Source organism: Glycomyces dulcitolivorans, assembly GCF_003265355.1.
GTDB lineage: Bacteria > Actinomycetota > Actinomycetes > Mycobacteriales > Micromonosporaceae > Glycomyces > Glycomyces dulcitolivorans.
Window position 1 is genome coordinate 1 of record NZ_QFRW01000295.1, and the last position, 24,190, is coordinate 24,190.

Below are 24,190 nucleotides of genomic sequence, written 5' to 3' on the forward strand. Positions count from 1 at the left end.
GAACCGCCTCGACCAACGCCTCCACAATCACCAGCGAATCACGAAAGTACCGGCCCGCAGTCTCAGCGTCCCCCGCCTCCTGAGCGAGATCACCCAGCCGGTTGTAGGAGACCGACAGATCCCGCCGAAGACTAGTCGCCTGTGAGTGTTGTGCCATAAGTTCAGTCGTGATCGAACTGAGGTGCCCGGTGATCTGCGGCCGGAGGAGTCGGTGGAGCTGTTGCGCGAGCGCGTAATGGCCCGGCTGCTCGACCCTGCCCTCGGTCTGTCGCTCCGCGCGCGGCACTAGATCCGTGTGCGTTTCCAGCAGCGCCACTGCCGTCAGGACGGCGACTTGTGGATCATATGCAGTCAGGCGGGCAAGGAGGTCAAGCACGTTCGCTACCTGGTCATCGTCGGGCAACGACAGCAACCGCGGCAACAGTCCGGGGTCGCGAAGCTCGAGCCCCTCGCTGGGGTCACCAGCTGCCTCGGTCTCGCAGATGACCTCGGCGCACAACGCCTCGCCGAGCCGGTCAGGTCGCAGCGGATTAAGTACCTGACCTCCGGAGTAGGAGCGTTCCGCCCACGCCTGCACAGTCGCCAGTGCCTCACTGTCTTCGGGGGTGTCGAGAGCGGGGTTGGCGGCTAGGATTGCTGCCCTGGCTTCCTCACGGCTCGCGGCGCCGGCCATCGTCGCCGCAACGATCGCGCGGTCCAGGTGCTCCTGCTCGATGGTCCCGCCGCTGGTCTTGCGCCAATAGGCGCGTTCGTGATCCAGCACCCGCGACACAGGGGGTTCAGTCGCGTCCGGTGCGCGTCCGAGCTGGCGGGTGCGGGCTTGGTCGAATGCCTCGAACAACACCTCCAGCGGCAGCCGGTACCGCGGTGGGGCAAGGTCCAGCAGCGGCACGCTCACCAGCTCTCCTGAATCGTCAGTGGCGGTGAAGGCGCAATAAGCTTCGCTGAACAGCTCCTTGCGCTGCTGCTCAGTCAGATCGGCGATAGCAGCGGTGGGGTCCTGCCGGGCCAGCAGCGCATGCTCCCAGCGGGTGGTGCCCTGCTTCGTTAGCTGCGCCAACGGGTCGGTTCGAGAACCGGCACGCGTGCGGGAGAGTGCCAGCAGCCGCACCGGTGCCGCCCCCGTCGCGGTGCGCGCTACCAAATCGACGAGTTCACGCAAGTTGGGGACTGCTTCGGCATAGTCGACCACGACCAGCCGCGGCAGTTGCACCGCCGCAATACGCGCAATCGCGTCATGGCTGAGCTCGGCGGCACCGTGGTCGGCAACCCGCCCGGCCAGCCAGCCGCGTCCGGCCATGAGACGCGCCAGCTTCACAGCAAACCGGGTCTTGCCGGCCCCACCATCAGCGGGCAGCAACGCCGCCGCGAACGGTGCACCCCGCTCACACCAATCCCGCGCACCAACCAGGTCATCGTCGCGGAACAAGTACGGCACCACGTCGGCCTCGGGCCGCAGCACCGCCGACGGACTCGACTCCGCCCCTTCGAAAGGCTCCCACGGTTCCAGTGAGGCATCGAGTAGATGGTCCGCGGCTTTGAACACCCGCCGCCACTCGACCACGTCCTGCGATGCTGCTTGCCGATGGGCATCGACCACCGCGGTCAGGGCCTCATGGAAGTCGGGAGGCCAGTGCTCAAGCTGCGTCAGCGCTGCGACCGGGATCGCCAGCGCGCCGGCATCGGAGCCGATGTCGCGGGAGTCGGTGATAAGGGCGACGATCGCCAGTCGTCTGGGGCAGACCAGCATCGACCCCGATAGCCCGGGAGTGGCTTGGCCGGTCTTGAACCACCAGTAGTCGTCCTCGTCGGGTCCTTCCCACGTGAACGTCGGTTCCCGCCGTACCGCCTTCTGCCCAGTAGCCCGTGGGGTGAACCCGCACGCCCGAAGCTCCTCACCCGAATGCGGGGGCTTGCCCTCGAGGTCGAGACGGGGCACCGGGTTCGCGGTGAACGCCTCGCCGGCCGCATCAATGACCCTCAGCAGTGCCAGGTCGGGCCAGGGCCACTCCTTGGTGCCGCCCGAGGCATAGGCACTGCGGACCGCGACCACCCCGGACAACGGCACCGTGCTCACCGACCGGTGCGCCACGATTTCGACCCGGCCGCCGTCCCGGATCCTGGCAACCACGTGCGCGCAGGTGAGCACCCAGCCCGGCGCGATGAAACAGCCGCTGGCAGTCCCACTGCCCGTGCGGATCCGCACCGCGAACTGTGCGAGCCGGTCGGCATCGACCACCACCGAAGACACGACAAACGTCCCTCAGCTGACAGGCTCGGCAGGATCAGCCGCCGCGCCGCGTTTCCACGTCAACGTCACCTGAAGGCTGGCCTCACCCTTCGCATCAAACAGCAGACCCGTGAGCTTCCCGGACTTCAACGAAGCGGCCACCCCGAACGTCACCGTCGCCTCATCAGGACGCACCTGCTCCCATGCCTGGACCAGCTCCCCGGTGACCGCCTCGACCGTGCGGCGGATCCCCTCAAACGTCTGCGGCTCGATCTCCTCATCACTGATCGGCGCCAGGCCCCCGTCGTCAGGGTCGACCGCTTCGACATAGAACTCGGCATCGCCGATCTTGACCGGCACGAGCTGTCCCATACGAGACTCCTCAACATCAACGGCAGGCACGATTCGCTGACGCTAGCAACCTGATTCCCAAGATCACAACACCAAGATGGACACAATCCCACGACCAAATCGAGGACGCACTGATAGGCCAAGCAGCCACGACACCACAGCGAGCCCGACCAAGACCAATGCAAAGCCCACATCAGCCCGCGAGACATGAGACCCTGTCACGTGAGATGCGTTGGGATACAAGCAAACATGACTCATATTCACTCTTATCAATATAATGTCGGGACGACAGGATTCGAACCTGCGACCCCTCACTCCCAAAACCAGCCTGTCGTTATTGCGGAAACCCTTAACAAGCTGGGAAAACAGCGCGACCTTTGCCTTCCGACCTGCAGAAACACGCGGTATTTCGATACCTGCGCGTACCTGCGGGTCCTCGTTTGGACGTCCTCGTCCGAGCAACCGGAGAGCAACGAGGAGGCCCACCCCATGGGCTACTGCGCAAAGAGAAGCACGAAGCACGGCCGCCGCCGATACACCGCCGTGTACTGGGATGTCGACGGAAACCGCCGCTCAGCGGGCACCTTCGACACCAAGAAGGAAGCCACTGAGGAATGGCGCCGAGCCGAAGCGAAAGTCAAGGAAGGCCGAGGCCACCACCTTGTTCGCGGCCGGATCAGCTTCCGTGACTACGTCGAGCAGCACTGGCTGCCCAACCTCACCGTCCAGTTCAAGACCCGCGAGATCTACACCTACCAGGTCTACGCGCACTTCATGGACTACTTCGGCGAGTGGCGGATGCTCGACATCCGCGCCGCCGACGTCAAAACGTGGCTGACCGAGCGCCGAGCGGCCGGCGTCTCAGCGGCGAACTGCAAGCGGCTCAAGACCGTCCTGGGCACCATCTTCTACAGTGCCCTCCAGGACGAGGTCGTCCCCGCCAACCCCTGCCAGTTCATCAAGACCGAGAAGGTGCCGAAGAAGGCCCTCAAGATCATCACGCCCGAGCAGTTCGACGTCTTCTACTGCGCCATCAACGGCGACATGTGGAAGCTCCTGGTCGAAGTCGCCATCGAATCCGGCCTCCGGTGGGGCGAGCTGACCGAGCTGCGCGCCAAGGACTTCGACCTCGGCCAGTCCCTGATCACCGTCTCCCGCGCCGTCGTCCAGCTGAACCCGAAGTTCCACCCCGAAGGCGGCCGCTTCCTCGTCAAACCGCCGAAGGACCACGAGCAGCGCCTGGTCAAGATCCGCACCGCCGTCGCCAAGAAGATCGACGCCCACATCCAACTGCACGGCCTCGGCCCCGACGACCTCCTGTTCTGGTACTTTCCACCCGAACCCCTGCAACCGGAACCGATCGAGCTCCCGCCGGGCCTGGGCCGCACCGAGCCGAACGCGAAGGGCCGCACCTACCGCCACGGCACCACCAGCGCCTACTCCGCGGGCAAATGCCGCTGCGAGCACTGCCGCAAGGCCGCGGCCATGTACCGGCGCAAAAGGCGCGCCGGCGGCAAGGACCAACCCCGGCCCCGGCGCCGCTGGGACACCGACGGCCACATCCCCGGCCGGTGGTTCCGCGACAACGTCATCAAGCCCGCGCTCATCGCCGCGGGCCTGCCGGTCGACATCCGGATGCACCTGCTCCGACACGCCCACGCCTCCTGGCTCGTCAACGGCGGCACCAGCCTGGTCGACGTCCGCGACCGCCTCGGCCACGCCAGCATCCAGACCACCGAACGCTACCTCCACACCATCGACGACTACGGCGAGGCCGCCCTCGCCGCCCTCGACAAGGTCCGCGGCCTCGACCACCCCGACGCCCCCACACTCGTCCGCTACCTCGAAGGAGCCCCCGTGCAGGACAAGGAGCTCAAAGAAGTCTCCAGCAAGGTCCTGTTCGAATACCTCGCCGCATTCCAAGCAGAGATCAACCGTCGCCTCGTCCAGAACGAAACGGGAGCAGGCGCCTGATGAAACGATTCCTCAAGCGACGGAAGACTCCATCCGAAACGGCACCCTCAACGACACCGCCACCAGCGCAGGAGCAACCGCTGATCGACGCCGTCCCGATCGGCCCCGGCCTCCTCTACCCCGACATGCTCCCGGAGAACGTCTGGGGCTCGAACCTCCGCGGCATCCTCACCAGAACCCAATGGGACCAGCTGCGCATCCCCGTATGCGAGCAGGCCCGAAACCGCTGCCAAGTCTGCGGCCAACCCGGCTACGACCCCGACTCCGGCATACCCAGACGCCCTGACTGCCACGAACTCTGGCACTTCGAAGTCACCACGACCTCAGCCGTACAGCGACTCGCCCGGCTCATCGCCCTATGCCCAGACTGCCACCGCGTCCAGCACACCGGCCGAGCTTTCGTTCGAGGTGAACTGTCGATGGTCGTGAAGCACCTGAGAGCGGTGAACTCCTGGGGCGACACTGAGATCCGCCTTGCGCTCGACAACGCTGACGAACGCTTTCACTGGCGGCGACGATACAGCTGGGATCTGGATTTGAGTCTGCTGGCAGGGAAGACCCGCCTCACTAGCTGCTCCAGCATGCTCATTCCCGCATCAGAGCGTGCAATTCTCAGGAGTTCTTACTTCAACAGATAGTAGGCCTCAGCGGTCGAGTGGTTGTGGCGGATCGTCGGGACACCTCCACGTCCATGGAGATCAGGTGGCTTTGCGCTCACCGCATTTCGCGCACCACGGGACACCTCCACGTGCGTGGAGATCAGAGGCGCAGGGAGGCGGCCTTCTCCCAGTCACGCGGGACACCTCCACGTGCGTGGAGATCAGCTGTTCGCGACGCCGAACTGCTCCATGACCTCCGGGACACCTCCACGTGCGTGGAGATCAGGGCGAACTTCCCGGCCTCTCCAAGTCGGAAAACGGGACACCTCCACGTGCGTGGAGATCAGGCGAAGTGGTTGACACCCAGCTCGGCGGGGACCGGGACACCTCCACGTGCGTGGAGATCAGATACCCGATCCGCGACAGCGTGGTCGCAGCCACGGGACACCTCCACGTGCGTGGAGATCAGGCATGGTTCACCGGCTCTCTCATGTCAGCACCGGGACACCTCCACGTGCGTGGAGATCAGCTGTACACCGCGACATGCCCGACCGAAACCGTCGGGACACCTCCACGTGCGTGGAGATCAGACTTCTTGAACTGGGAGTTTACTCGGGGTCTTGTTCGTTTTCGGCGTGGAATTGGATGAGTTGGAGGCCGTCGAGGTCGATGACGGAGCGGCGGCGTTGGCCCGCGGTGCGGATTGCGAAGCGCTGTTCGCGGTCGGCGTGGGGGTAGATGCAGGTGGCGGCACCGTCGCCGACGGAGTTGCTGACGGCGTGCCAGAGTTCGTCGCGGACGCGGGCGGAGAGGGTGCCGACGTAGAGGCCGGGGTTGGGTTCGATCATCCAGCGGGTGAGGGCGCCGCGGACATGGTCGGGGACGGCGGTGGTGGCGATGATGACGAGGTTGGCCATGGTTCACCAGTCGGGTTCGGTGTCGGCGTGGTTGATGCCGGCGGCGACGTCGCCGAGGTCGGGGTCCCAGAGGTGGACGAGTTCGGGGTTGGCGATCTCGGTTCGGGGGTTGTGTTCGGGGTCGAGGAGCCATTGGAGGTCGGTGATGATCTGTGGGAGGAGGCGCAGGGCGCGGAAGTCTTCGCGGAGTTTGCGTCGCGCTTGGCCTTCGGGGTTGGGGGTGCGGTGGAGGGAGAACGCGAGGGGGATGGTGTGGCGGGCTTTGTAGAGGTCGGCGATGTCGTAGACGAGGGCGTGTTGCTTGCCGCTGTGGATGAATCCGAGGGCGGGAGAGCAGCCGAGGCCGAGGATCGCGGCGTGGCAGACGCCGTAGAGGGCGGTGTTGGCGGCGGACAGGGCCTGGTTGACCGGGCTTTGGGTGTCCCAGTCGTGGGGGTCATAGTTGCGTTTGAATCCGCGGATGCCGTGTCGGTCAGCGAGGGAGCGGTAGAGGGCTTTCATGCGGGCGCCTTCGAGGCTGCGCAGTTGCGCGAGGCTGGTGGCCGGTTCGACGGTGTCGGAGAAGCGGAGGCTGAACATGCGCTGGGCGACGGCGAGGCGGGTGGTGTCGTCGGCCCAGGCGCGGGCCTGCTTCTCGAGCCAGGCGGTGGTCAGGGCGCTGGATTGGCCGGCGGCGTACATGCGGACGCCGCCGGCGCCGGTCCACAGCACGGTGGTGTTGTGCCTGGCGAGGGTGGCCATGGCCGGTTGGGTGATCGAAGTGCCCGGTCCCATGAGGACGCAGGCGAGTGCGGCGACGGGCAGATAGACGCGGTCGGTGCGCCCGGCCCGTTCGACCGTTGCGCACACGCCGGTGTCGTCTTGGAGGATGCGGACGGTCTCAAGGTAGAGGAAGGAGAGGCTGTCGGCGACGCGCGGGAGCATGGCCAGGGCCGGGGCGCCGAGCATTCTCCTCGGATCGCTCACCCCGTCCCCTGGCGGTCGGCATCGGTGAGGAGGGCGAGGGAGAGCAGGCCGCACCCGTAGCTCTGGGAGCGGCCGATACCGCTGGTGACGGCATCGCGGAGGATGCCGGGGTCGGTGATGGTGGCGGTGCCCTCGAACCGGGCGCGGGCGTGGCGGGCGCGGGCGACGACCGTGTCGTCGAGGGGCCGCCAGTCGACGGTGTGGACCCCGAGTCCGGCGGCGGCGGCGCGCTCGGTCCACCAGTCGATGGCGGCGGGGCCGCGGTGGGTGTGGAGCCGGCCGACCAGAGCCGGTTCGGGCGCGGAGTTGCCCCACCGTTTGGTGGGGTTGGCAGTGATCCGGTAGCGCACGGTTCCTCCGGTGTGGAGGGCGTCCAGGAGCGGGGCGAGTTTGCGGGTGGCCGCATGCAAGACGCCGTCGGCGGGCAGGGCGTCCAGGAGCGGTTCGGCTGCGGTTTGGACCAGGATCTCCGGTTCGCGCTGGCCGTCGTCGATGCGGTAGAGGAGTCCGGCGGTGCGGCGGGGTGTGTCGCCGAGGCTGGATGGGGCCAGTTGCATGAGCCAGGTGTGCTGGCGGCCGCCGTCGGCCAGCAGAGCGCGGATGCCCCGGTGGCGGGGGTCGAGGACGAGTCGGGTCAGCCAGGGGCTCATGCGCGGCTCCGTTCCATGAAGTCCGCCAAGGCGTCGAGGTAGGCCTCATGGCCAGCACTGAGGGCCGTACCCGGCAGAGCCTCGGTGGTGCGCAGGATCGGCCGCGCCCGGTAGTGACGATCACCTGATGGGAAAGCGTCGCAGTCGTCGAGGACTTCGCTCCACGCCCGCGGGTCGCCCGGGGAGGCGGTGCGGACGAACTCGACGCGGACCTCCTCGCGGCCGGCACCCCGGCGCGGGGGTAGGGGTGCGGTCCGGAGCGCGGTCTCGGCGTCGGCGGATCGACCCAGAAGCATGGGTTGCTCGGGCGGGCAGGAGCGCCGTCCAAGGAACGGCTGCCAGCAAGGGGCCTCGAGGGCGGCTTCGGCACGGTCGAGCGCGGCTGCGGGTCCGGTGACAGCGACGGTGAAGACCGCGTCGGCCAGGTAATGGCGGCGGGTGACGACCGCGGAGTCCTTGCGTTTGCCCTCGGCGGTGGGAATGCCCCGGCCCTTGGGGTAGCCGCCTCCGGCGGTGTGGAAGTCGAGCATGCGCAGCCCGGGCCGGTCGATGCGGACGGTGAAGTCCAGATCGGTCAGGACGCCCAGGGAATGGCCGCGACCGATTCCGGCTGCGGCGGCGATGAGGCCGAGGAGCCCCGAGCGCGTGGGGAAGTCGGCGGTGTCCTTCTCTGCGAACGTCCCCCGTTCGCCCCACGCCTGAAGGGGCCCGGCCAGGCGGAGGATGAGCGCCTCCACTCAGGACCCCGAGGTGAAAGCGCGGGCGACGGCGGCCTGGATGAGGTCGTCGAAGGCCTCAGCTTGGTCGCCGAGGTCGACGCGGGGTGCATCGAGAGTCTGGGCGTGGCCAGCCCACAGGCGCCGGTCGGCGCCCAGCAGGCGGCTCAGGCGCCCGGCGTAGGCGTCGAGCCGTTCGGCGGCCTCGGTGAGGTGGCCGTCGTCGAGGGCGCGGATCGGGCGTTCGAACGCGGCCGCGAGGGACACGGGACGGTCGGAGCGGACGGCGAGGTGGACGAGGTCGGGGACGGTCATGGGCGCGGTGGGCCGGTCCTTGCCGGTGGGCACGGTGCGGATGAACGCGCTCGCGAACGCGGTCACGAGCTCGGCGGCGGCGCGGGTGTCGCCGCCGAGGTTGCGGACCAGGCCGTCCAGGTCGATGTTCGCGTACCGGTAGAAGGTGCCGGCGGTGAACAGGGCGGTGGCGATGTGCCCGGAGCCGGGGATCCCGGCGCGCTGCTCGATGTCGTCGACGGCGGAGAAGAAGTCAAACTCGGGTGTGGTCTCGTGGACGGTGAAGGCGTGGGCCATCTGGACGGCGCCGTCGACGTTGGCGCCGGGCAGTTCGGCGAGCATGCGGCCGAACAGGTTGATGGTGCCGTTGCGCGCGGACAGGACCGCGGCGACTTCGCCTGCGGGCAGGATGCCCTTGGGGCTCTTCTTGGCCTCTTCGGCCACGATCTGCTCGCGGTGGCCCGCGGCGAGGGCTGTCAGCTCGTCGAGTCCGGCCTCGGGCAGGAACAGCATGACAGAGGTCGTGAGGATCTCCTCGTTCTTCTCGTCCTTGCTCTTCTCGAGGCTGATGCCTTTGCTGCCAGTGGAACGGGCGATCTGGCGCCCGGCGGCCTCGGCCTCCTCGAGGGGCCAGTCGTGGTGTTGGTGGAGGCGCTCGGCGACTCCGTGCACGACCCGGCGGGTGCGCACGGCCGGGTCGCCGAGTTTCGTCTCGACGTCGAGGCGGATGCGCCGCTTCCAGGACTGGCTGGAGATGCGGGTGCGCTCGGCCCCGCCGTACACGACCGTTTTCGGGTTGCCTTCCTCGTCGCGGTTGGGGTTGGAGAAGGGGAGCGTCTGGAGGGCGTGGAGGTCGAGGAACCGGGGCTCGGTCATGGCGTCTCGCTTTCAGCGTGGTTCGGGTCGGTCGGCTTCGCGGCGTTGTCGAGGCGGTGGAGGGTGCGGTGGTAGTCCTGGATCCACCAGCGGGCGGTCTCGCGGTGGCGGCGACGCCAGTCGGCGAGGTCGCCGATGAGCCGGACCCAGTCCAGGGGTGTGGCCTTGTCGCGCAGCTGCTTCACGGTGCCGGGGAGGAGCCGGTGGATGCCGTCGGTGTTCTGCCGGGAGAGCAGGATGAGGCGGTGCAGCGCGCCCTCGCGGGTGTAGGCGTGGTGGGTCGCGGTGCCGACGGCCATCGCCGCACCGAGACTGCCCGCATCCGCTCCCGCTTGGGGGGCGGCGAGGTCGAGGGCGCGGGCGGCGGGAGCTTGGGCGCAGACCATGGCCGCGACGGTGACGAAGGCGCGCTGCTCGTCCTCGACCGTCTGGGCCGCATGGGCGCCGGTACCTGACGGTTCGGGTAGGTAGGCGATGAGGTGGCCCCAGGCGCGGTCCCAGGCCGGGCTGTCGGGGCGCTGCCCGAGGCAGCGGCGCAGTTCGGCTCGGGCTCCGGGACGCTTCAGCAGTGCCGGGAGCGGCTCACCAGTGCGTGTTCTGGAGTCGTGGGTCAGGGCCCGCACCGCCTGTCGGGCTCGTTGCGGGCGCGGCAGCGGCGGTGTCTGGGCCTGGATTGTCATCGGGGAGGGGCTCCTTTCGCCAGCCGCGGAACAGCCGGGATCGGTGGGTTTCGAGCAGGTTGATCGTTCTGGGGTCGACCGCGTACGTGCGGGTCGCGGTATCGAAGGCGCCCAAGGCAATCCGAGTGAATGCGTTCGGCAGGACCGGGAGCGGCGCGGTGGTGAAGGCCATGTCCCAGAACGCGCGACCGGCCGCGGCCCAGTACCCGGCCATGGCCGGTCCGGTCCATGAGGGAGCCTTCTTCGGCTTCCCGGCCAGGTCGTGCCAGGCCGCGTTCAGAGTCCGCTCCAAGTGACGCCCGACCTCGTCGGCACCATGGTGGGCCTGCTCGATGCGAACTTCCAGGACCGGGTCCTCCAAGGCGGTCAGGACCGGTGGGGTCTTGGTCGTGAAGAACGCCTTGTCGCGGGTCTGCCCGTCCTGGTCGTAGCCGAACGCCCGGATCTTGAGCCGCCCCATCACTTCCGCTCTCAGGGCGGGGCGGGCTTTGAGGTCGACGATGACTTGCGGATGGGTGACAGGTGCTTCGGCCGGGACGTGCAGGACCAGGGCGTCGAGGTCTCGCCAGATGGCCCGGTCGGCCGAGGCGTAGCGCGGGTAGCGGTCGGCGGTCTTCGCGTTCACCTGGTAGGGCACGTAAGGGTCGTCCACGGCCGGGTGGGCCGAGCGCCACGCCCACGTCGCGCACGCATCCACCACGCGCTCTCCGGCCTCGTCGGGGATCAGCAGCATCCCATGGCGGAACCGGTTCGCCAGCCGCCAGCCGATGCCGGCGCCCTCCGGCGGCGAGCCGAGCGGATCATGCAGGGGCGCTTCCCACAGCGCACTGCCGGGGCGTGCCGGGTCGGGCGGGCAGTAGGTCTGGTTGAGCAGGAGCGTCTCGAACAGGTTCGGCCCCCAGGGATGGACCGAGAGCGTCCGGCGCAGGGGCCCGGCCCCGGTGTCGGCCTTGTCGACCGTCCCGACCTTGCGGGAGGTGCACCGCCCGGAGGGGCCGTAGTACATCCAGGCGAGCAGGTGCCACACCGCCTCGGCGGCCGGGACCGGCACCGGGGCGCTGTCGAGGTCGTGGGACAAGAACACCTGGTTCGCGCCCGCAACCCGGGTCCAGGCGAACTTCCCGATGCCTGAGAACGACTTACACTCCTCGCGCAGGCGCGGGTCCTGTAGGAACGGCCGCTCCCCGAACAGCGTGAAGCCGCCCGCGCCCAGTACCTGGCCGACCGCTTCGGGGTCGAATCGGCCGGCGTCGAGGAGCTCGAGGCGTCGCCGCTGCCAGGCGCGCTTTCCGTCGATGGCGTCCAGCCCGGTGATCCGGGCGGTCAGCACCGCCAGCACCCGCATCAGCCCGGCCGAGGCCGGCGCCAGCGGTGCATGAAAGTCCGAGATTTCACTCGCCCGAGTGAACAAGGTTCGCAACCCGACCTGCCGCGGCAGATCCGGATCCGCACCGACCCAGGACACCTCAATCCACTCCCGGGTCACCAAATCGAAATCGTCGCTGCCCATGAACCTCCTCGTCCTGGCGTTGCGCGAGACTGTCCCGTCGACAAGGGACCCGATCGCATCCCGACATCATGACACCGAAGGCCGACATCCAGGTCCCCCAATCCGAGGCGCGATCGCGTCTAGGAACCCGGTTGGTCGATGACGAGCCCGAGATCCGGATCGAGACGGAACCGCCGTCCGGCAACGCTTGCCTCCGGCTTCTCGGCACTCGAAGCGGCGGTGTGCGGCAACGGCACCACGTACCGGAGCTGCTGGTGGTCCTCGAACGCACGGAGCGTCTCCACGGCGAGCGTGCCGGGACGGTGCTCAAGCAGGCGTCTGCGAACCGGGATCGTGCGTTCGATGATCGCGGCGACGTCCCCGCGGCGCCAGCGCGTCCGGCCGGACTCGGTGTGCGGCTGCGGAAGTGGAATCGAGCATTCAGGATCGAGGAACCAGGCGCCGTCGCCGTCGAACAGCGGGAGAACACGGACCGAGTCGGCGTCGAACCGAGTGGAGAAGTGCTCCTCGGTCAGGCGGTGCTGGCCGGAGAACTCGCCGACCGACCCGAGATCTTTCGGGACGGGGACGCGCCACCGCTCGGCTTCGGTGCGGCGCACCATCGACCACGCCAGGCTCTCGCGTTCGGCGCCTTCATGTCCGGCGATAAGCGCGGAGTCGCTGTAGAGGGTGTCGACCAGTTCCTGGACATCCTCGGGGATCCGGATTCCTGCCGCCGTATCGCGAAGGAGCAGGCGTTGGGTGCGGATCAACGCGGCAGGCGGATAGACGTACGACCACCGGCCCGGGATCACCGGATCGGCCCCGCCCTCGGGGACTAGGACCACCAGGCGCGGTTTCGCGGCCCAAGCGGGCCGCTGGGCGTCGTTGCCGCGGTGCCGGTGGCCGCGTCCGGCGCGTTGCAGCAACAGTTCCAGCGGAGCGAGATCGGAGATGACCAGGTCCATATCGATGTCGATGGACTGCTCGATCACTTGCGTCGAGACGATGATCGTCCGACCCGACCGGTCGGCTCCCTCTCCGTTGCCGAACCTACGGACGATCCGGTCGGTGACTTCCTCGCGCTGCCACATCGGCATGTTCGAGTGCAGCAGCACCACATCGACGTCGAGGCGCTCCCGCGTTCTCCAGGCGGTGACCTCGGCGTAGGTCTGCTGGGCCTCTTTGACGGTCGTGCACACCACCGCGGCGCACCCGCTGCTGCGGCATAGCGCCTCCAGCTCGGCGGCCAGCACCGGACCGCGCGCAAGCGCCCCGTCAACGGTCGCGCATTCACGCACCTCCACGTGCAGCAGCGGCTGGTCATCCAAAGGCGGGACTGTGACCGTATGCGGCACCGCCTCGGGCTCATTGCGTTGCAGGAACACCCATCCCGGATACACCGGCGAGGCCGCCGCCCCGGGATCGCGGCCCAGGTAGGCCGCGGCAAGCTCGCGAGCGATGCCGGCCGGGAGCGTGGCCGACATGAGCACCACCGGGACCCCCAGATGCCCGCACCACGACAAGAACCCGCACAGCAGACCCCGCACGAACTCGTCGAACGCATGCACCTCGTCGATGACGATCGTCTTGTTCGCGAACGCCAGCATCCGGAACGCGTTGTACTTCAACGGCAGCACCCCCAGCAGCGCTTGGTCGACCGTGCCCACGCACACCGGCGCGAACGCGGCTTTGCGCCCGCCCGAAAGCCACTCGGTCACCTCCGTCAACACCCGGGCGTCATCGGCGACCGAGGACGCAGCCCCCTGCTGCTCGGATCTGAGCCGCCGCAGCCACGCCATCGAATGCACCAGCTTCACCGGCGCGGGCCCCACCGCGTTCTGCTCGAAATGGCGGACCAGGCGCTCCTCCATGGCGTTCGAGGTCGCCATCGTCGGCAACAGGAACGCCAATCCCGCCGTCCCGGCCGCCTTGCCCATGACCTCGGATGCGTACAGTGCCGCCTCGGTCTTGCCCTGCCCCATCGCCTCGGTGACGATCAACAGGCCCGGACCGGCTACCTCGCCGGGGAGGTGCTCGATCAGACTCGACTGCAACCGGTTCGGTGCAAACCCGAACGCCTCCACGAACCCCCGCTCCGCAACCCCCAACCGCACCAGGCCGGCCCGGGCCAACTCGCCCTCTCCTGCCGCAACCGACGCATCGAAGAACCGCCGCAGCGCATCAACATCGCCGCGCCCGGGAAGACACTGCATCCGCGAGCGCACGAACGGCGTCCGGCTCGCCAGCCAGTCGGCGAGCACCACGACCGCGCAGACGAGCACCTGCGCATCCGGATCGAACACTGTCGGCCACCGCCGCACCCCGACGATCTCCTGCACCGCAGCGGCGGTCGCCGTGCGCTGCACCCCCCAGGGCCCTGTCCCCAGGCCCTTCGCCTGCACCTTCGCCCCGCTGTACTCGCGCTCGTCCCATGTCGCGAAGAACCCGTGGTGGCCGCCGACCACCTCAGCGACCGCCTCCGCCAGCGCCGAGTCCCATCCGAATTTCGCCGGCAGTGCCGCCCCCAGCCACAACTGGCCTGCCGCGTCATGGCGAGCGAACTCGCCATCGCGCGGAAACCCGGTCAGTCTCGGCCCGGCCTCAGTCACCTGGAACTGGAATCCCGGACATGCCTTGCCGATATCGTGGAGGCCTGCCAGCAACACCACGAACGACCGGGCCTCCGTCAGCTCCAGGCCGAGACTGCCGGCGATCCACGCTCGCAGGTGGTCGGACAAGTACTCGTCCCATACCCGACCCGCGAACGCCGCCGCATCCAGCAGATGGCACACCAGCGGATAGAACTGCAACGCCTCACCCTCGCTGACAAGGCCGCGCGATTTTCCCCAGACTGCCAGATCAACTACATTCAGGTCCACAACCAACCTCCGACAGCAGAGCACGAACACCCACGTTGAGCATCACGCACCACTCCGACACGTAACCCCGCCACCACCATCGAACACCCCCAAGGAATCCCGAATGCCGCACCAGCAGTCCGAGCCGGAAGCCAAATCGGCCAACCCCGTGCACGCGATAGCGAGGGCGCCGGTGCGCCAACCAAACCGGCTCCATTGCAAGAACGAACAAACGACCCGATAAAATCCCAGCTCAGGAAGCCTGATCTCCACGCACGTGGAGGTGTTCCGAAACACGGTGACGTGACGACCTGCTTCGCGCCCTGATCTCCACGCACGTGGAGGTGTTCCGACGACCCCGATCACTCGGTGCCGGCCTTCCTCTGATCTCCACGCACGTGGAGGTGTTCCGTCTGGGAATGGTACGAGTACCCGCGCCCCACGCTGATCTCCACGCACGTGGAGGTGTTCCGGCCATCCACATGCTCAAGGTCATCGGCGCCGCTCTGATCTCCACGCACGTGGAGGTGTTCCGACGGCATCAGCCTCACCGGCGACCCCGTCGAGCTGATCTCCACGCACGTGGAGGTGTTCCGCAGTGGCGCACCCTCGCGTGGGCGAAAGCCCGCTGATCTCCACGCACGTGGAGGTGTTCCGTCGGAGCGAACCTCCCGCCGGTTCCCGACGTGCTGATCTCCATGCACGTGGAAGTGTTCCGGCGGGTACGACCGGCAGGTCATCTACTCCGGGCTGATCTCCACACACGTGGAGGTGTTCCGTTCGACAGGTGCCGCCACGGGCCCCGGATCCCTGATCTCCACGCACGTGGAGGTGTTCCGGACGACCCCGTGGCCGCGGCCGACGCCAAGGCCTGATCTCCACGCACGTGGAGGTATTCCGATCCGTGAGGCCGACGCCGCGATCGAGCTGGACTGATCTCCACGCACGTGGAGGTGTTCCGGCGCACTTCAACCTGACATCGCGGCACTGGCCCTGATCTCCACGCACGCAGAGGTGTTCCGTACCGGTCCTCGTTCGGAACGGTCGGCACCCCCGCTCTCCACAAATGTTGGGGTGTTCCGCCCAACTACGTCTTCGATCATTCGTAGATTTTTTCGTCATCGATGTTGGAACTTGTTTCGGTTCTAGGATTTCTTCATAGGAACTCATATCTTTTATTGATATGCCCGTTGTTCTCGATGTGACAGATCGAGTTCGTTGAAGTATTTCATTAGATAACTTGGTTTCACTCGTTCGTCTCGCTCATTTCTTTCGAAGCATTCTATTCAGCACACGAAACCCGTGTGGCTGACGATTTTGACATTGGCGCAGGGTCTAACCACCGAAGAATCACCCTTAGTAGTTGATCGACTTCATTTATGGTTCCATGCTCTAATTCCACGGCATGACCATTCAGGAAGGTGAGCCCGGCCCGCCGAGCAGAGCAGCGCCTTGGTAAAGTACGCCTCGCAAGATATCGTCCTCCGCCTCGGCGGAGTCGCCGAGGCGGCCTTCGAAACGGAGGGCAATGGCCAAGGAAGCAAACAAAAATAAACAGAAACGCCCGCCCGTGAGGTTCCAGCTCCGGGCGGGCAGACGCTCCCGCCGTTACAAGACCGCAGGTGGCAACAACAAGCCTACACGCTTCAGAAAACCGCTGACCAGCGTAGTCATCGCTACGCACGGCATCGGCCATGCACCCCGGGTTCTCTGGAACCTCGCCCGCGCGATCAATTGGATCGCGTGGATCCTCGAGTTCTTCGAGTAGCCGCCCGAAGGGGCCCCGCCACCGCGGGGTCCCTTCCGCTGTCTAATGCGCGTGGCATGCCGCTCCTCTCGCACAGCACTGCCGGGGCGTCGGTCCTGGTGATCTGCTGGTCGATTATCCAGTTGTAGGTCAACCTCGTCCCCTGGTCAACTCTGGTTACGGACACGACGGGAGCGTCTCACCCCAGGGCCCAGTGTCGCGCAGAAGCCGATCTTGGCATCGCGGAGTGCGGCGGCCCTGGCAGCGGTGTAGCTGATGCGGGCAGCCACCCACAACAGCGGCTCGCCGAACACCGCGGCGTCCGAGCCCACGATCAGCGAGTGTCCGTCCTCGACGACGAAGTAGTCGACGGCAATCAGGCGTAAAAGTGCCTGACCCATCGTCTGGGTAGACCGTTTGCCCCGTGTTCCTTCTCCAGGGCACGCCAATGCGGATCAGCAAGGCCACTGCGTTGTCCAGGTCCGGTCTGACCCCAGCCCAACCGAGGTACGTCGCAGGCGGCCGGTGAAGGAAGCGGGTCGTAGCCGCATTGCTGGCACTGCCTGATCAGTTGCCGGGTCACGTAATTGAGGTCGCGGTCCTCACCGGTGGAGCGCCAGCATGGCACCTGGGGCACAAGGTCGAGCACCTCGGCAGAGGCGTCGGTGGTCCCCTGTCCAACCTAGGCGTCCTCTCATGGCATGAGCCTCCTGGCGGCGAGGTGGGTGCCGAGTGCGATGGCGGTCCTTCAATGTTGGAGCTTTCGCTGGATCTGAGCAAGGACCTCTGCCGACCGCTTCTGGGTGGCTTCGTAGAGGGCGATGGCGTTGGAGTCGGTGGCGCGGACCCAGGCGTCGGTGCCGTCGAGGTTCCACCAGTGGCCGGCGTATTTGACGGTCATGTCGAGGATTGGGGAGAGCGGGGTGACTTCGCGGTCGAGCCAGTGCTCTCGCATCTCCCTAGCGGTCATGACCTTCGGGAGTCGATGGGCGGGAATCACCGCCCGGGAGGGGCGGCTGTTCATCGTGCACCTCCAGTTGGCCCCTGTGTCGGCCCCTGCCGGTGTTGGGGTTCGGGTGGGGCGTGGGGGTCGATCTGGTTGGTGTGGTGGAAGACCGAGGCCGGGCTGATGGATCGGTCGACCTGGTGTTGTGTGTGTTGCTCGGCGGTGAGGCTGGCTTTGATGTCCTCGGTGAGGAGGTGTTTGGCGGTGTCGATGCCGGTTTTCTGGTCGGTGTCGGTGCGGGCGAGGCGGGCGACGAAGGCGGCGTCGGGTTCGGTGTAGGTCGGTGGGGTGTCGCCGAGGCCGATGGCGATCTCGCGGGCTTTGGCGATCTGCCAGACCAGGCTGATGTCGGTAGTGGGGTCGCCGTCCCAGCCGGCGGAGGCGACGGCTTCGTAGGCGACGCGGCAGCGGAAGTCCTGGACGGCTTCGGGCGGGACGATGCCGACGAGGGTCTGGGACTGTTCGGGGTAGGCCATGAGGGCGGCGACGAGGAGTTCTTCGTGGCCGGTGCGGGTGGCCGTCTCGGGGGCGATGGCGGCGACGGCTTGGTCGGGCCAGGGTGTGTTGAAGAGCTGCTGGTAGTGGGCGGCGTGTTGGGCGTTGAGCCGCGGCGTCTCCTGGTCCTGGATGTCACCTGCGGCGAGTGCAGTTGCGGCGTAGGCCGCGAGGTCGCGTTGGGTGCTGCCGTCGAGGACCATGCTGACGTAAAACGGGATCTCCGCTTCAGCGGGAGCTTCGACGCGGAGGCGTTCAAGACGATCGGCGTCAAGGCCGGGTGCCTCGGCGCGTTCGGCGGCGGCGCGGGTGAGCTCAGGGCCTCGGAGTTCGGGTTGTTCGCGGTGGAGGTCTTGGACGGCTTGGTAGACCGCGGCGTATCCGGGGTGGGCGAGGTCGCGGGCTTCGATGGCGTCGACGGCGAGTTCGGGCCGTTCGAGCACGGCGGCGAGGTAGCGACGCTCGGCTTCGGTGATGAGGGTCGACATCGGTTGCGCTCCTTAATGTTCGGTCTCGGCGGCGGCGAGGTTGTCGAGGCGTCGGTGCATCTCGGGGTCGGTGATCTTGACCCAGTCGCCGGCTTCGGTATCGCGGGTCCACCAGTCGCCGAGGGAGTAGGCGTGGTCTCTGTCGAGGCTCCGCGCGGACCCCAGTTCCAGGCGACGGTGCATGTCCGCCGCGGCGAGGCGCGGTGCCCGGGTAGGTGCCGCTTCTGCACCCGCGGCCGGTGCGGGGATGCCGCCGGTGGGGTCGGCGACGAGCCACCCCGTTTTGAGGTCGGTCTTGGAGCGGTCGGCCAGGCGCCGGCCGCCGCCGTGTTCGGCGGCGCAGCGCTCGGCGTAGAAGGTCATCTGAGTGAAGAGGTTGCGCAAGTCGGTGTGCCAGTAGCGGGCGTGCTGGGCGAGGCCGCCGGCCTCGTGTCCGGTGAGGACGCCGGTCTCGGTGTCACTGGTGTACAGGGCTTCGCGCCACATCTTCAGCGCCCAGAGCTCTTCGATGATCCCCGGGTGCTGGGGCCAGCATTCGGGGAGCCGGGATTGGATCGAGAGCTCGTAGCGGTCGTGGAGCCAGGCGACCCACTCGACCAGGCCCGACCAGGCTGCGGTGCTCTGTTCGTCGGTCATGGCATGCCACTCGATCAGGCGCCCCTTGATGGCGAGGACGCCCGCGCCACCGCCTTGTGGGGCCCCTTCCTCATCCTTGGCAGCGGTTCGGCCTCGACGCACGCTCGGTGTCGTGGGTCGTTGTGGCCGTGCGGGTTCGGTCATCGCCAGTCCCTTCGTTCGGCCGTGTGGTCGGGGCGTTCCCAGACGGCGGCGCCGACCGGTTCGGCAACGGCCGCGCCGCGGCCGAGCATCCGCTTGGTCTCCTCGGCGGACCGTTCGTACTCTTTGGCCTCGCGCGACTGGTAGTGGCGGCGCATGTAGGTCTTCACCGCCGGAGTGGAGGCATGGACGATGAGAGCCTCGCCGCGGTCGGCGTCGAGGGTGCGAACTTCGGCGGCGGTGATCGTGGAGCGCTCGCGCTCGGTCGGGGATTTGGAGGTGCCGTTCGGGCCGTGTTGTTCGTTGACGACCTGTTCGCGCCAGGTCCCGGCGAGGTCGGCGAACCATTTGGACTCCTCCCCCGCGAGGCCGGCGAGCGCGATCTTGACGGTGGAGGCGCCCCAGAGCATGTCGGCGCCGTCCCTGCCCCAGCGTTTGCGGGCCGCGGCGATCTCCTGGAGGACCGCGACGACGAAGATCCCGGACCCGGCCGAGTAGCTCATCAGGTCGGGGAGGTGTTCAAGCGCGACGACGTTGCCGACCTCGTCGAGGAATTCGCCCAGTGGCGGGTCGAGGCGCTCGGAAGCCGATTGGTCGGACAACCGGAGGGCGACTTCGGTGATCTCGTCGATGAGGGCGTTGATGACGGGGGCGAGTTCGCGCGTCTGCATGGCGGGGGCGAGGAGGTACGCGGTGCCGCAGTCGCGCAGGAACTGCTCGATGTCGATCGACTCTGCTGGGCGGCAGGAGAACAGGCGCCGTGCTTTGGCGGACAGGAGCGGGGTGATGGCGGTCTGGACGGTGTTGAACAGGTCGCCTTTGGAGTCGGAGTCCCCGGTGTAGAGCGAGAAGAGGTTGCCGGCCACACCGCCTACTGCGCCGGGGTTGGCGCGCAGCAGGTTAATCGGCTCGTCGTCGCGAGGGTCCAGGGCCCAGCGGACGACGTCGTCGATCGTGCGGCCTTCGAGGGCGGCGATGTGCAGCCAGGCGGCGAGCAGGTTGACGGCGTTGTTGCGGAAGTAGCCCGCGTTCGTGGAGTCTCCGTCACTGCCGACGGTGACCATGACGTTCGCCCTTCGCCGGGCGCGGTCGTAGTCCTCGCACCCGGCCACGGGACTCCACCTGAGCGGGTAGGGCCATTCGGTGTCGGAGACGTCGAGAACAGCGACCGGGCCGATCTTGCGGCGCAGCTCGTGGGTGGCGAGGACGACGTCTCGGCGGATGGAGGTGGTGATGGCCGGGCCGGGCCAGCGCCGCAGCCACGGGATGATGACCTGGGAGGTCTTGCCCTGTCGGGGCGCGGCGAGGACGAGGATGGAGTTCTCGATGCTGGCGGCGAGGCGCTTGGCGCCCATGCCGACCGTGCGGCCGAGGTCGACCGCGACGTCGCTGATCCCGACTCGGCCTTTTAGGCCAGGGCGGAGCCGCTTCGCTTTCTTCAAGGCGGCGCGGCGGGAGAGAGCGCGGTCGAGCTCGGCGCCGGTGGCGAACCCCTTGGTGCCGCCGATGCCGGCGAACAGTTTGACCAGGCCGACACCACCGGCGGTGATCACAGCGAATGCGAGGACGGCGGCGATCGTGAAGCCGACCGGGCCGGGCAGGTGGCCGCGGACATCAGCCGGCCAAGCCTCCCCGGGGTCGGTGATCGTGCCGGGGAGCGCGAACGTGACCTGCACCGTCTCCTCGATGCCGACGTGAATCCACGTCCCTGAGAAGAGCAGAGCGGCGAGCTGGCCGGTCAGCCACGCGCCCGCAAGGAGGCCGATGAGGGTGTAGGCGCACGCGAGGAAGATCGTGTCTTTGCCCGAGGTGCTAGTGCTCATGTCGTGGTTCCCTCTGTCCTACAGGGACATGCGTTCGTTGGTCCAGGTCAGCTCCTGCTCAATGGGAGTGAGCATGGTCTGGACGACATGGGAGGAGGATCTGCCGACCTTCCAGATGGCGCGGCCCTTGTGCTGGCCGGTCCAGGAGGCGATGTGCTGGCATTCGGTGTCGGTCAGGCCGATCACGTCGCGGGTCATCGCGAGCGGTTCGGTGTCCTGGGCGAGGCAGATGCGGACGTCGCAGTTGCTGATGAGGCCCTTGGCGATGGTGACGGCCTCGCCTCCGGCGGGTCCGACGGATTCGAAGTCGGAGAGCTTGTGGGTGCTGAGGATTTCGATCCGGCCGTTGGTGCGGGACAGGCGCAGGTCACTGTCGACTTTGCGGAGCATCGCCGCGATGCGCATGTACTCCCAGAGTTCGTCTCGAACCACCACGCGGAGGGGGTCGTTGGGATCATCGATCGCGGCTTGGCCCCAGCTACCGGTGCAGGAGTAGAGCATTCCGGTCGTCTCTTGTCCGCGGCCGCGCATTCGGGAGAGGTCCACCGTCTGGATGGGGGCGTCGAAGTCCAAGGCGACGGTGGTCGGGCCGTCGAACAGTCCCGCCAGGGTTCCTTGGATCATGTTGCCGAGCGCGTCCACGGCAGGGCGGATGGTCTCGCGCAGCTCGGCGATCGAATCCATGCGCATCTCGGACACGAGGTCGGGGGCCGGGTCGCGCAGCAGGCCCCAGACTTCGGGGATCGTCGGGTCCTTCAAGGTGGAGTTGCCGTCCGCTTCGCCCGAGGCGTGCTTGATCGTGTGGGAGAGCGCCGCCTCCTCCGAGGGCGTGATCCTGCGCTTGAGGCGGATCTCCAACAGCGAAGCCAAGAGCGCGATGCGCCGGCGGTGGATCTCACCCAACTGGTCTGCCCGAACGGTCCGGTCGCTCGACAGCCGTTTGCCCAAGGGGCCGGCGTCGAGGGGGTTGAGCCGGTTCTTCAGGCCGGGCCCGAGTTCGACCGGTTCGACGCCCAGCGCGCGAGCAAGCGGGCTGTACTCGTTCTTGATGTCGCCCAACACGAATGTCGGGATGCCGTAGGCCATGAGCCGCAGTGACAGCGCCTTGATGGTCGCGGACTTGCCCGAGCCCGGGACCCCGGTGATCAGGAGGTTCGGGTTGCTGATGAGCCCGCGGTGGAGCCATTCGATGGGGTGGCAGGAGAATGCTCCGCCGGTCAGGCAGTCCACGCCCATGTACGCCCCGACCGGCGGCAGCGACTTCCCATACAGCCACGGATACAGGCCCTGGACCTGCCCGGTCGAAGAGCGGAACGCTGGCAGATTCGGGATACGAGGCGCGCGACCGGAGAACGGCCGGGCGAAACCTCGCCGGGGCGGAATCGGTTCTGGGCGTTCGCGACGCTTCCGCTCCGGAGAAGAAGTCTCGGGCGCGGCGGAGGGCGCGAGCAAGTCGGCAAGGTCGGCGTGCGGCAGGTGCTGCGCGGCTTTCGCCTCGCGTCGGCGTTCGAGTGCTCGCCTCATTGCGACCACCGGGCCTTCGGCAGGCCGTAGCCCAGCGGCAGGGCGGCCATGGCGAAGCCGATGTCCTGGGTGTTCCACATCCGGTCAACCTCGATACGGGCCGCAGCGGCGTCCGCCTGCAGCGCGGCAGCGGCATCCTCAAGCTCCCGCTGGGAGATCGGGCTCTGCTCGTCGAAGTCGGTGACCGTGACGGTGATGAGGCCGGTGAACCGGACCAGGCCGTGGCCGTTGGCGCGTTCGACGTCCTGCTGTGCGGCGCGGTCGAGGGCGGCCTGCTCGTGTTCGGGCACGATCTGTCCGGTGCGCTGGCGCATGCGGACCGCGACTGAGCGGGCCGTGCGCTCCTTCATGACCTCTTTCTCGGCCTTGCGGGGGCCGAGCGGCTCGTGGTGCATCGAGAACGTCCGCCGGTGCTGTCCCTCGCCGAGCAGCGGCGCGAGCACCGTGGAGTAGGTCCGCGAGCGCGGCCAGTCGTAGACCCAGTAGGTGATGGAGGCGGCGCCGTCGTGCAGGTAGTAGCCAGGTCGGGCCTCTGCCGAGGCAGGCCGAGCGAGCACCGGATCGGTCCCGGCTTCCAGGCCTCCCCTGTCCGCCGTCTCGCGGCGCTCGGCGAGCGTCCGGCCCATGTCCGGGGTGAAGATGCTCCGCACGACTTCGGCGAGCTCGCGCGGCTGGAGCCAGGACTGCACGGCCAGGTCAGCACCGCCGATGGATGCGGTCAGTGACATGACGTGCCGGGCAAGCACCGCCGAGGCCGCGCGGGTGCCGCCGCCGGCCGACCGGATGGCCGAGGCCGCCCGCCGGGCGTCCATCGTGAAGGCCAGGAACGACTCCCGGCTGGAGGTCGCCAATGTCGCCGTCGACAGCAGGCCCTCGGTGATGGCCTGCGTGACCTCCGGTGCCTGCGAATCGGCATGGTCGAGGTGCCAGCGGCGCAGTGCCGCACCGGATTCAGGGAGCAGTCGTTGGAACGCCTGGACGCGGATGATCGGGTTGCCCTCGGTGCACAGCCCGGCAAGCAGGCCGCCCCAGCCGGCGACGCGCTGCTCGCGCCGGTCAGTGTCGACCAGACCGAGCCCGGGGTAGGTGATGCGGGCTACGGCGGTGAAGGTCTTGTCGATGCGGTGGTGGACGATCGCGATCGGCGTCCCATCGGGGAACTCGTCTTCGAGGATCTCAATCGGCGCCAACACGCCGGGGAGGTCGGCGCGCTTTCGTTTCCACTCTCGGCCGTGCTGGGCGGTGATCGGCACCGCGTCTCGCTCAGTGTCCTCTTCTGTCGCTTCGGGGTCGAGGTCGGCGACGTCGATGACGGGGCTCGCGTCGGGGGCGAGCGCGCCGGAGGCGAACTTGTGGAAGTCGCGCCGCTTGCCGAGCCGATAGGACACCCACCCGCTGATCCATTCGTCGGCAGTACGCCCGCGGACCCGGAAGAACGCCAGGCCGATCGTGATCGCGGCGATCGGCCAGACGATGACCCCGAAGAGCAGGTCGGCGACAGTGAACGGCCACACCGCCAGGAGTGCTGCGGCGCCGAGCATGAGCACGCGCGGGCCGGACATGCCGAACATGAACGCCACGCGCTCGACCTGCCAACCGAAATAGGTGCGCGCCTCGGGCTTGGTCTGCTCGTTCATCGGTTACCTCCTTGGTCGGTCGGGTTGGGGGGCGGGGGCTGGATCGGCGGTGGCGGGGGCGGCCCGCCCGGGTTGCCGTGGTCCGGGGGC

The 24,190-nt window shown here is 67.8% G+C and carries 20 protein-coding genes and 2 CRISPR repeat arrays; of the genes, 3 read left to right on the forward strand and 17 right to left on the reverse strand.

Annotated features, from left to right (window positions below; translation table 11 throughout):
- Together DI269_RS20130 and DI269_RS20135 are read right to left on the reverse strand one after the other, a co-directional pair.
- Positions 1-2,251 (reverse strand): trypsin-like peptidase domain-containing protein (locus DI269_RS20130; protein WP_157975113.1); only part of this gene is annotated, 2,251 nt, incomplete at its 3' end.
- 12 nt (positions 2,252-2,263) lie between these two features.
- Positions 2,264-2,602 carry a CU044_2847 family protein gene (locus DI269_RS20135; RefSeq protein WP_112139150.1) on the reverse strand — a complete coding sequence of 113 codons (339 nt, stop codon included), beginning with the start codon at positions 2,600-2,602 and terminating at the stop codon, positions 2,264-2,266.
- Between the two features lie 468 nt (positions 2,603-3,070).
- On the opposite strand from DI269_RS20135, the gene DI269_RS20140 reads away from it, so the two are divergent.
- Positions 3,071-4,555, forward strand: coding sequence for a tyrosine-type recombinase/integrase (locus tag DI269_RS20140; protein ID WP_112139152.1), 1,485 nt, complete (start codon positions 3,071-3,073; stop codon positions 4,553-4,555).
- The gene (locus DI269_RS27240) at positions 4,555-5,193 is read left to right on the forward strand and encodes a hypothetical protein (protein WP_157975114.1); all 639 of its coding nucleotides are present in this window, start codon (positions 4,555-4,557) and stop codon (positions 5,191-5,193) included. Before DI269_RS20140 ends, DI269_RS27240 begins: the two co-directional genes overlap by 1 nt.
- 35 nt (positions 5,194-5,228) lie before the next feature.
- A CRISPR array of direct repeats spans positions 5,229-5,744; the repeat unit is 29 nt; unit sequence CGGGACACCTCCACGTGCGTGGAGATCAG.
- Between the two features lie 18 nt (positions 5,745-5,762).
- Here DI269_RS27240 and cas2e read toward each other — a convergent pair.
- The 8 genes from cas2e to cas3 form a co-directional block, all read right to left on the reverse strand.
- Entirely contained in the window at positions 5,763-6,071 is a 309-nt protein-coding gene (gene cas2e, locus DI269_RS20145) for a type I-E CRISPR-associated endoribonuclease Cas2e (RefSeq protein WP_112139154.1), read from the reverse strand.
- A 3-nt stretch (positions 6,072-6,074) separates the two neighbouring features.
- A complete protein-coding gene (cas1e, locus tag DI269_RS20150) occupies positions 6,075-7,019 on the reverse strand; it encodes a type I-E CRISPR-associated endonuclease Cas1e (protein ID WP_112139156.1) in 945 nt (314 codons plus the stop codon).
- Positions 7,020-7,033: 14 nt separating this feature from the next.
- Positions 7,034-7,687: a type I-E CRISPR-associated protein Cas6/Cse3/CasE gene (gene cas6e / locus DI269_RS20155; RefSeq protein ID WP_112139158.1), complete on the reverse strand. Its 654-nt coding sequence runs from the start codon at positions 7,685-7,687 to the stop codon at positions 7,034-7,036.
- Positions 7,684-8,424: a type I-E CRISPR-associated protein Cas5/CasD gene (gene cas5e, locus DI269_RS20160; protein WP_112139160.1), complete on the reverse strand. Its 741-nt coding sequence runs from the start codon at positions 8,422-8,424 to the stop codon at positions 7,684-7,686. Before cas5e ends, cas6e begins: the two co-directional genes overlap by 4 nt.
- Positions 8,425-9,573, reverse strand: coding sequence for a type I-E CRISPR-associated protein Cas7/Cse4/CasC (gene cas7e / locus DI269_RS20165; protein WP_112139162.1), 1,149 nt, complete (start codon positions 9,571-9,573; stop codon positions 8,425-8,427).
- The gene (gene casB, locus DI269_RS20170; RefSeq protein ID WP_198667583.1) at positions 9,570-10,196 is read right to left on the reverse strand and encodes a type I-E CRISPR-associated protein Cse2/CasB; all 627 of its coding nucleotides are present in this window, start codon (positions 10,194-10,196) and stop codon (positions 9,570-9,572) included. The genes cas7e and casB overlap by 4 nt, the downstream gene beginning before the upstream one ends.
- Positions 10,156-11,763, reverse strand: coding sequence for a type I-E CRISPR-associated protein Cse1/CasA (gene casA, locus DI269_RS20175; RefSeq protein WP_112139166.1), 1,608 nt, complete (start codon positions 11,761-11,763; stop codon positions 10,156-10,158). Before casA ends, casB begins: the two co-directional genes overlap by 41 nt.
- Positions 11,764-11,882: 119 nt before the next feature.
- Complete coding sequence (cas3, locus tag DI269_RS20180; RefSeq protein WP_198667584.1) at positions 11,883-14,624, reverse strand: CRISPR-associated helicase Cas3'; 2,742 nt, start codon at positions 14,622-14,624, stop codon at positions 11,883-11,885.
- A 241-nt stretch (positions 14,625-14,865) separates the two neighbouring features.
- Positions 14,866-15,625: direct repeats of the CRISPR family, unit length 29 nt; unit sequence CTGATCTCCACGCACGTGGAGGTGTTCCG.
- Between the two features lie 506 nt (positions 15,626-16,131).
- Between cas3 and DI269_RS27245 the strand changes: the two genes are divergently transcribed.
- The gene (locus tag DI269_RS27245; protein ID WP_157975115.1) at positions 16,132-16,371 is read left to right on the forward strand and encodes a hypothetical protein; all 240 of its coding nucleotides are present in this window, start codon (positions 16,132-16,134) and stop codon (positions 16,369-16,371) included.
- Between the two features lie 146 nt (positions 16,372-16,517).
- On the opposite strand, the gene DI269_RS20185 is transcribed toward DI269_RS27245, so the two are convergent.
- The 7 genes from DI269_RS20185 to DI269_RS20215 form a co-directional block, all read right to left on the reverse strand.
- Complete coding sequence (locus tag DI269_RS20185) at positions 16,518-16,751, reverse strand: hypothetical protein (RefSeq protein ID WP_112139170.1); 234 nt, start codon at positions 16,749-16,751, stop codon at positions 16,518-16,520.
- A 347-nt stretch (positions 16,752-17,098) separates the two neighbouring features.
- Positions 17,099-17,320: a hypothetical protein gene (locus tag DI269_RS20190; RefSeq protein ID WP_157975116.1), complete on the reverse strand. Its 222-nt coding sequence runs from the start codon at positions 17,318-17,320 to the stop codon at positions 17,099-17,101.
- 50 nt (positions 17,321-17,370) lie between these two features.
- A complete protein-coding gene (locus tag DI269_RS20195; protein ID WP_112139175.1) occupies positions 17,371-18,339 on the reverse strand; it encodes a hypothetical protein in 969 nt (322 codons plus the stop codon).
- Positions 18,340-18,351: 12 nt separating this feature from the next.
- Complete coding sequence (locus DI269_RS20200; protein WP_112139177.1) at positions 18,352-18,975, reverse strand: hypothetical protein; 624 nt, start codon at positions 18,973-18,975, stop codon at positions 18,352-18,354.
- 140 nt (positions 18,976-19,115) lie between these two features.
- Positions 19,116-20,939 carry a type IV secretory system conjugative DNA transfer family protein gene (locus DI269_RS20205; RefSeq protein WP_112139179.1) on the reverse strand — a complete coding sequence of 608 codons (1,824 nt, stop codon included), beginning with the start codon at positions 20,937-20,939 and terminating at the stop codon, positions 19,116-19,118.
- A gap of 18 nt (positions 20,940-20,957) precedes the next feature.
- Entirely contained in the window at positions 20,958-22,175 is a 1,218-nt protein-coding gene (locus tag DI269_RS20210; protein WP_232822835.1) for a type VI secretion protein, read from the reverse strand.
- A 284-nt stretch (positions 22,176-22,459) separates the two neighbouring features.
- On the reverse strand, positions 22,460-24,100 hold the full coding sequence (locus tag DI269_RS20215) for an SCO6880 family protein (RefSeq protein WP_112139183.1): 1,641 nt from the start codon (positions 24,098-24,100) through the stop codon (positions 22,460-22,462).
- Positions 24,101-24,190 lie beyond the last annotated feature (90 nt).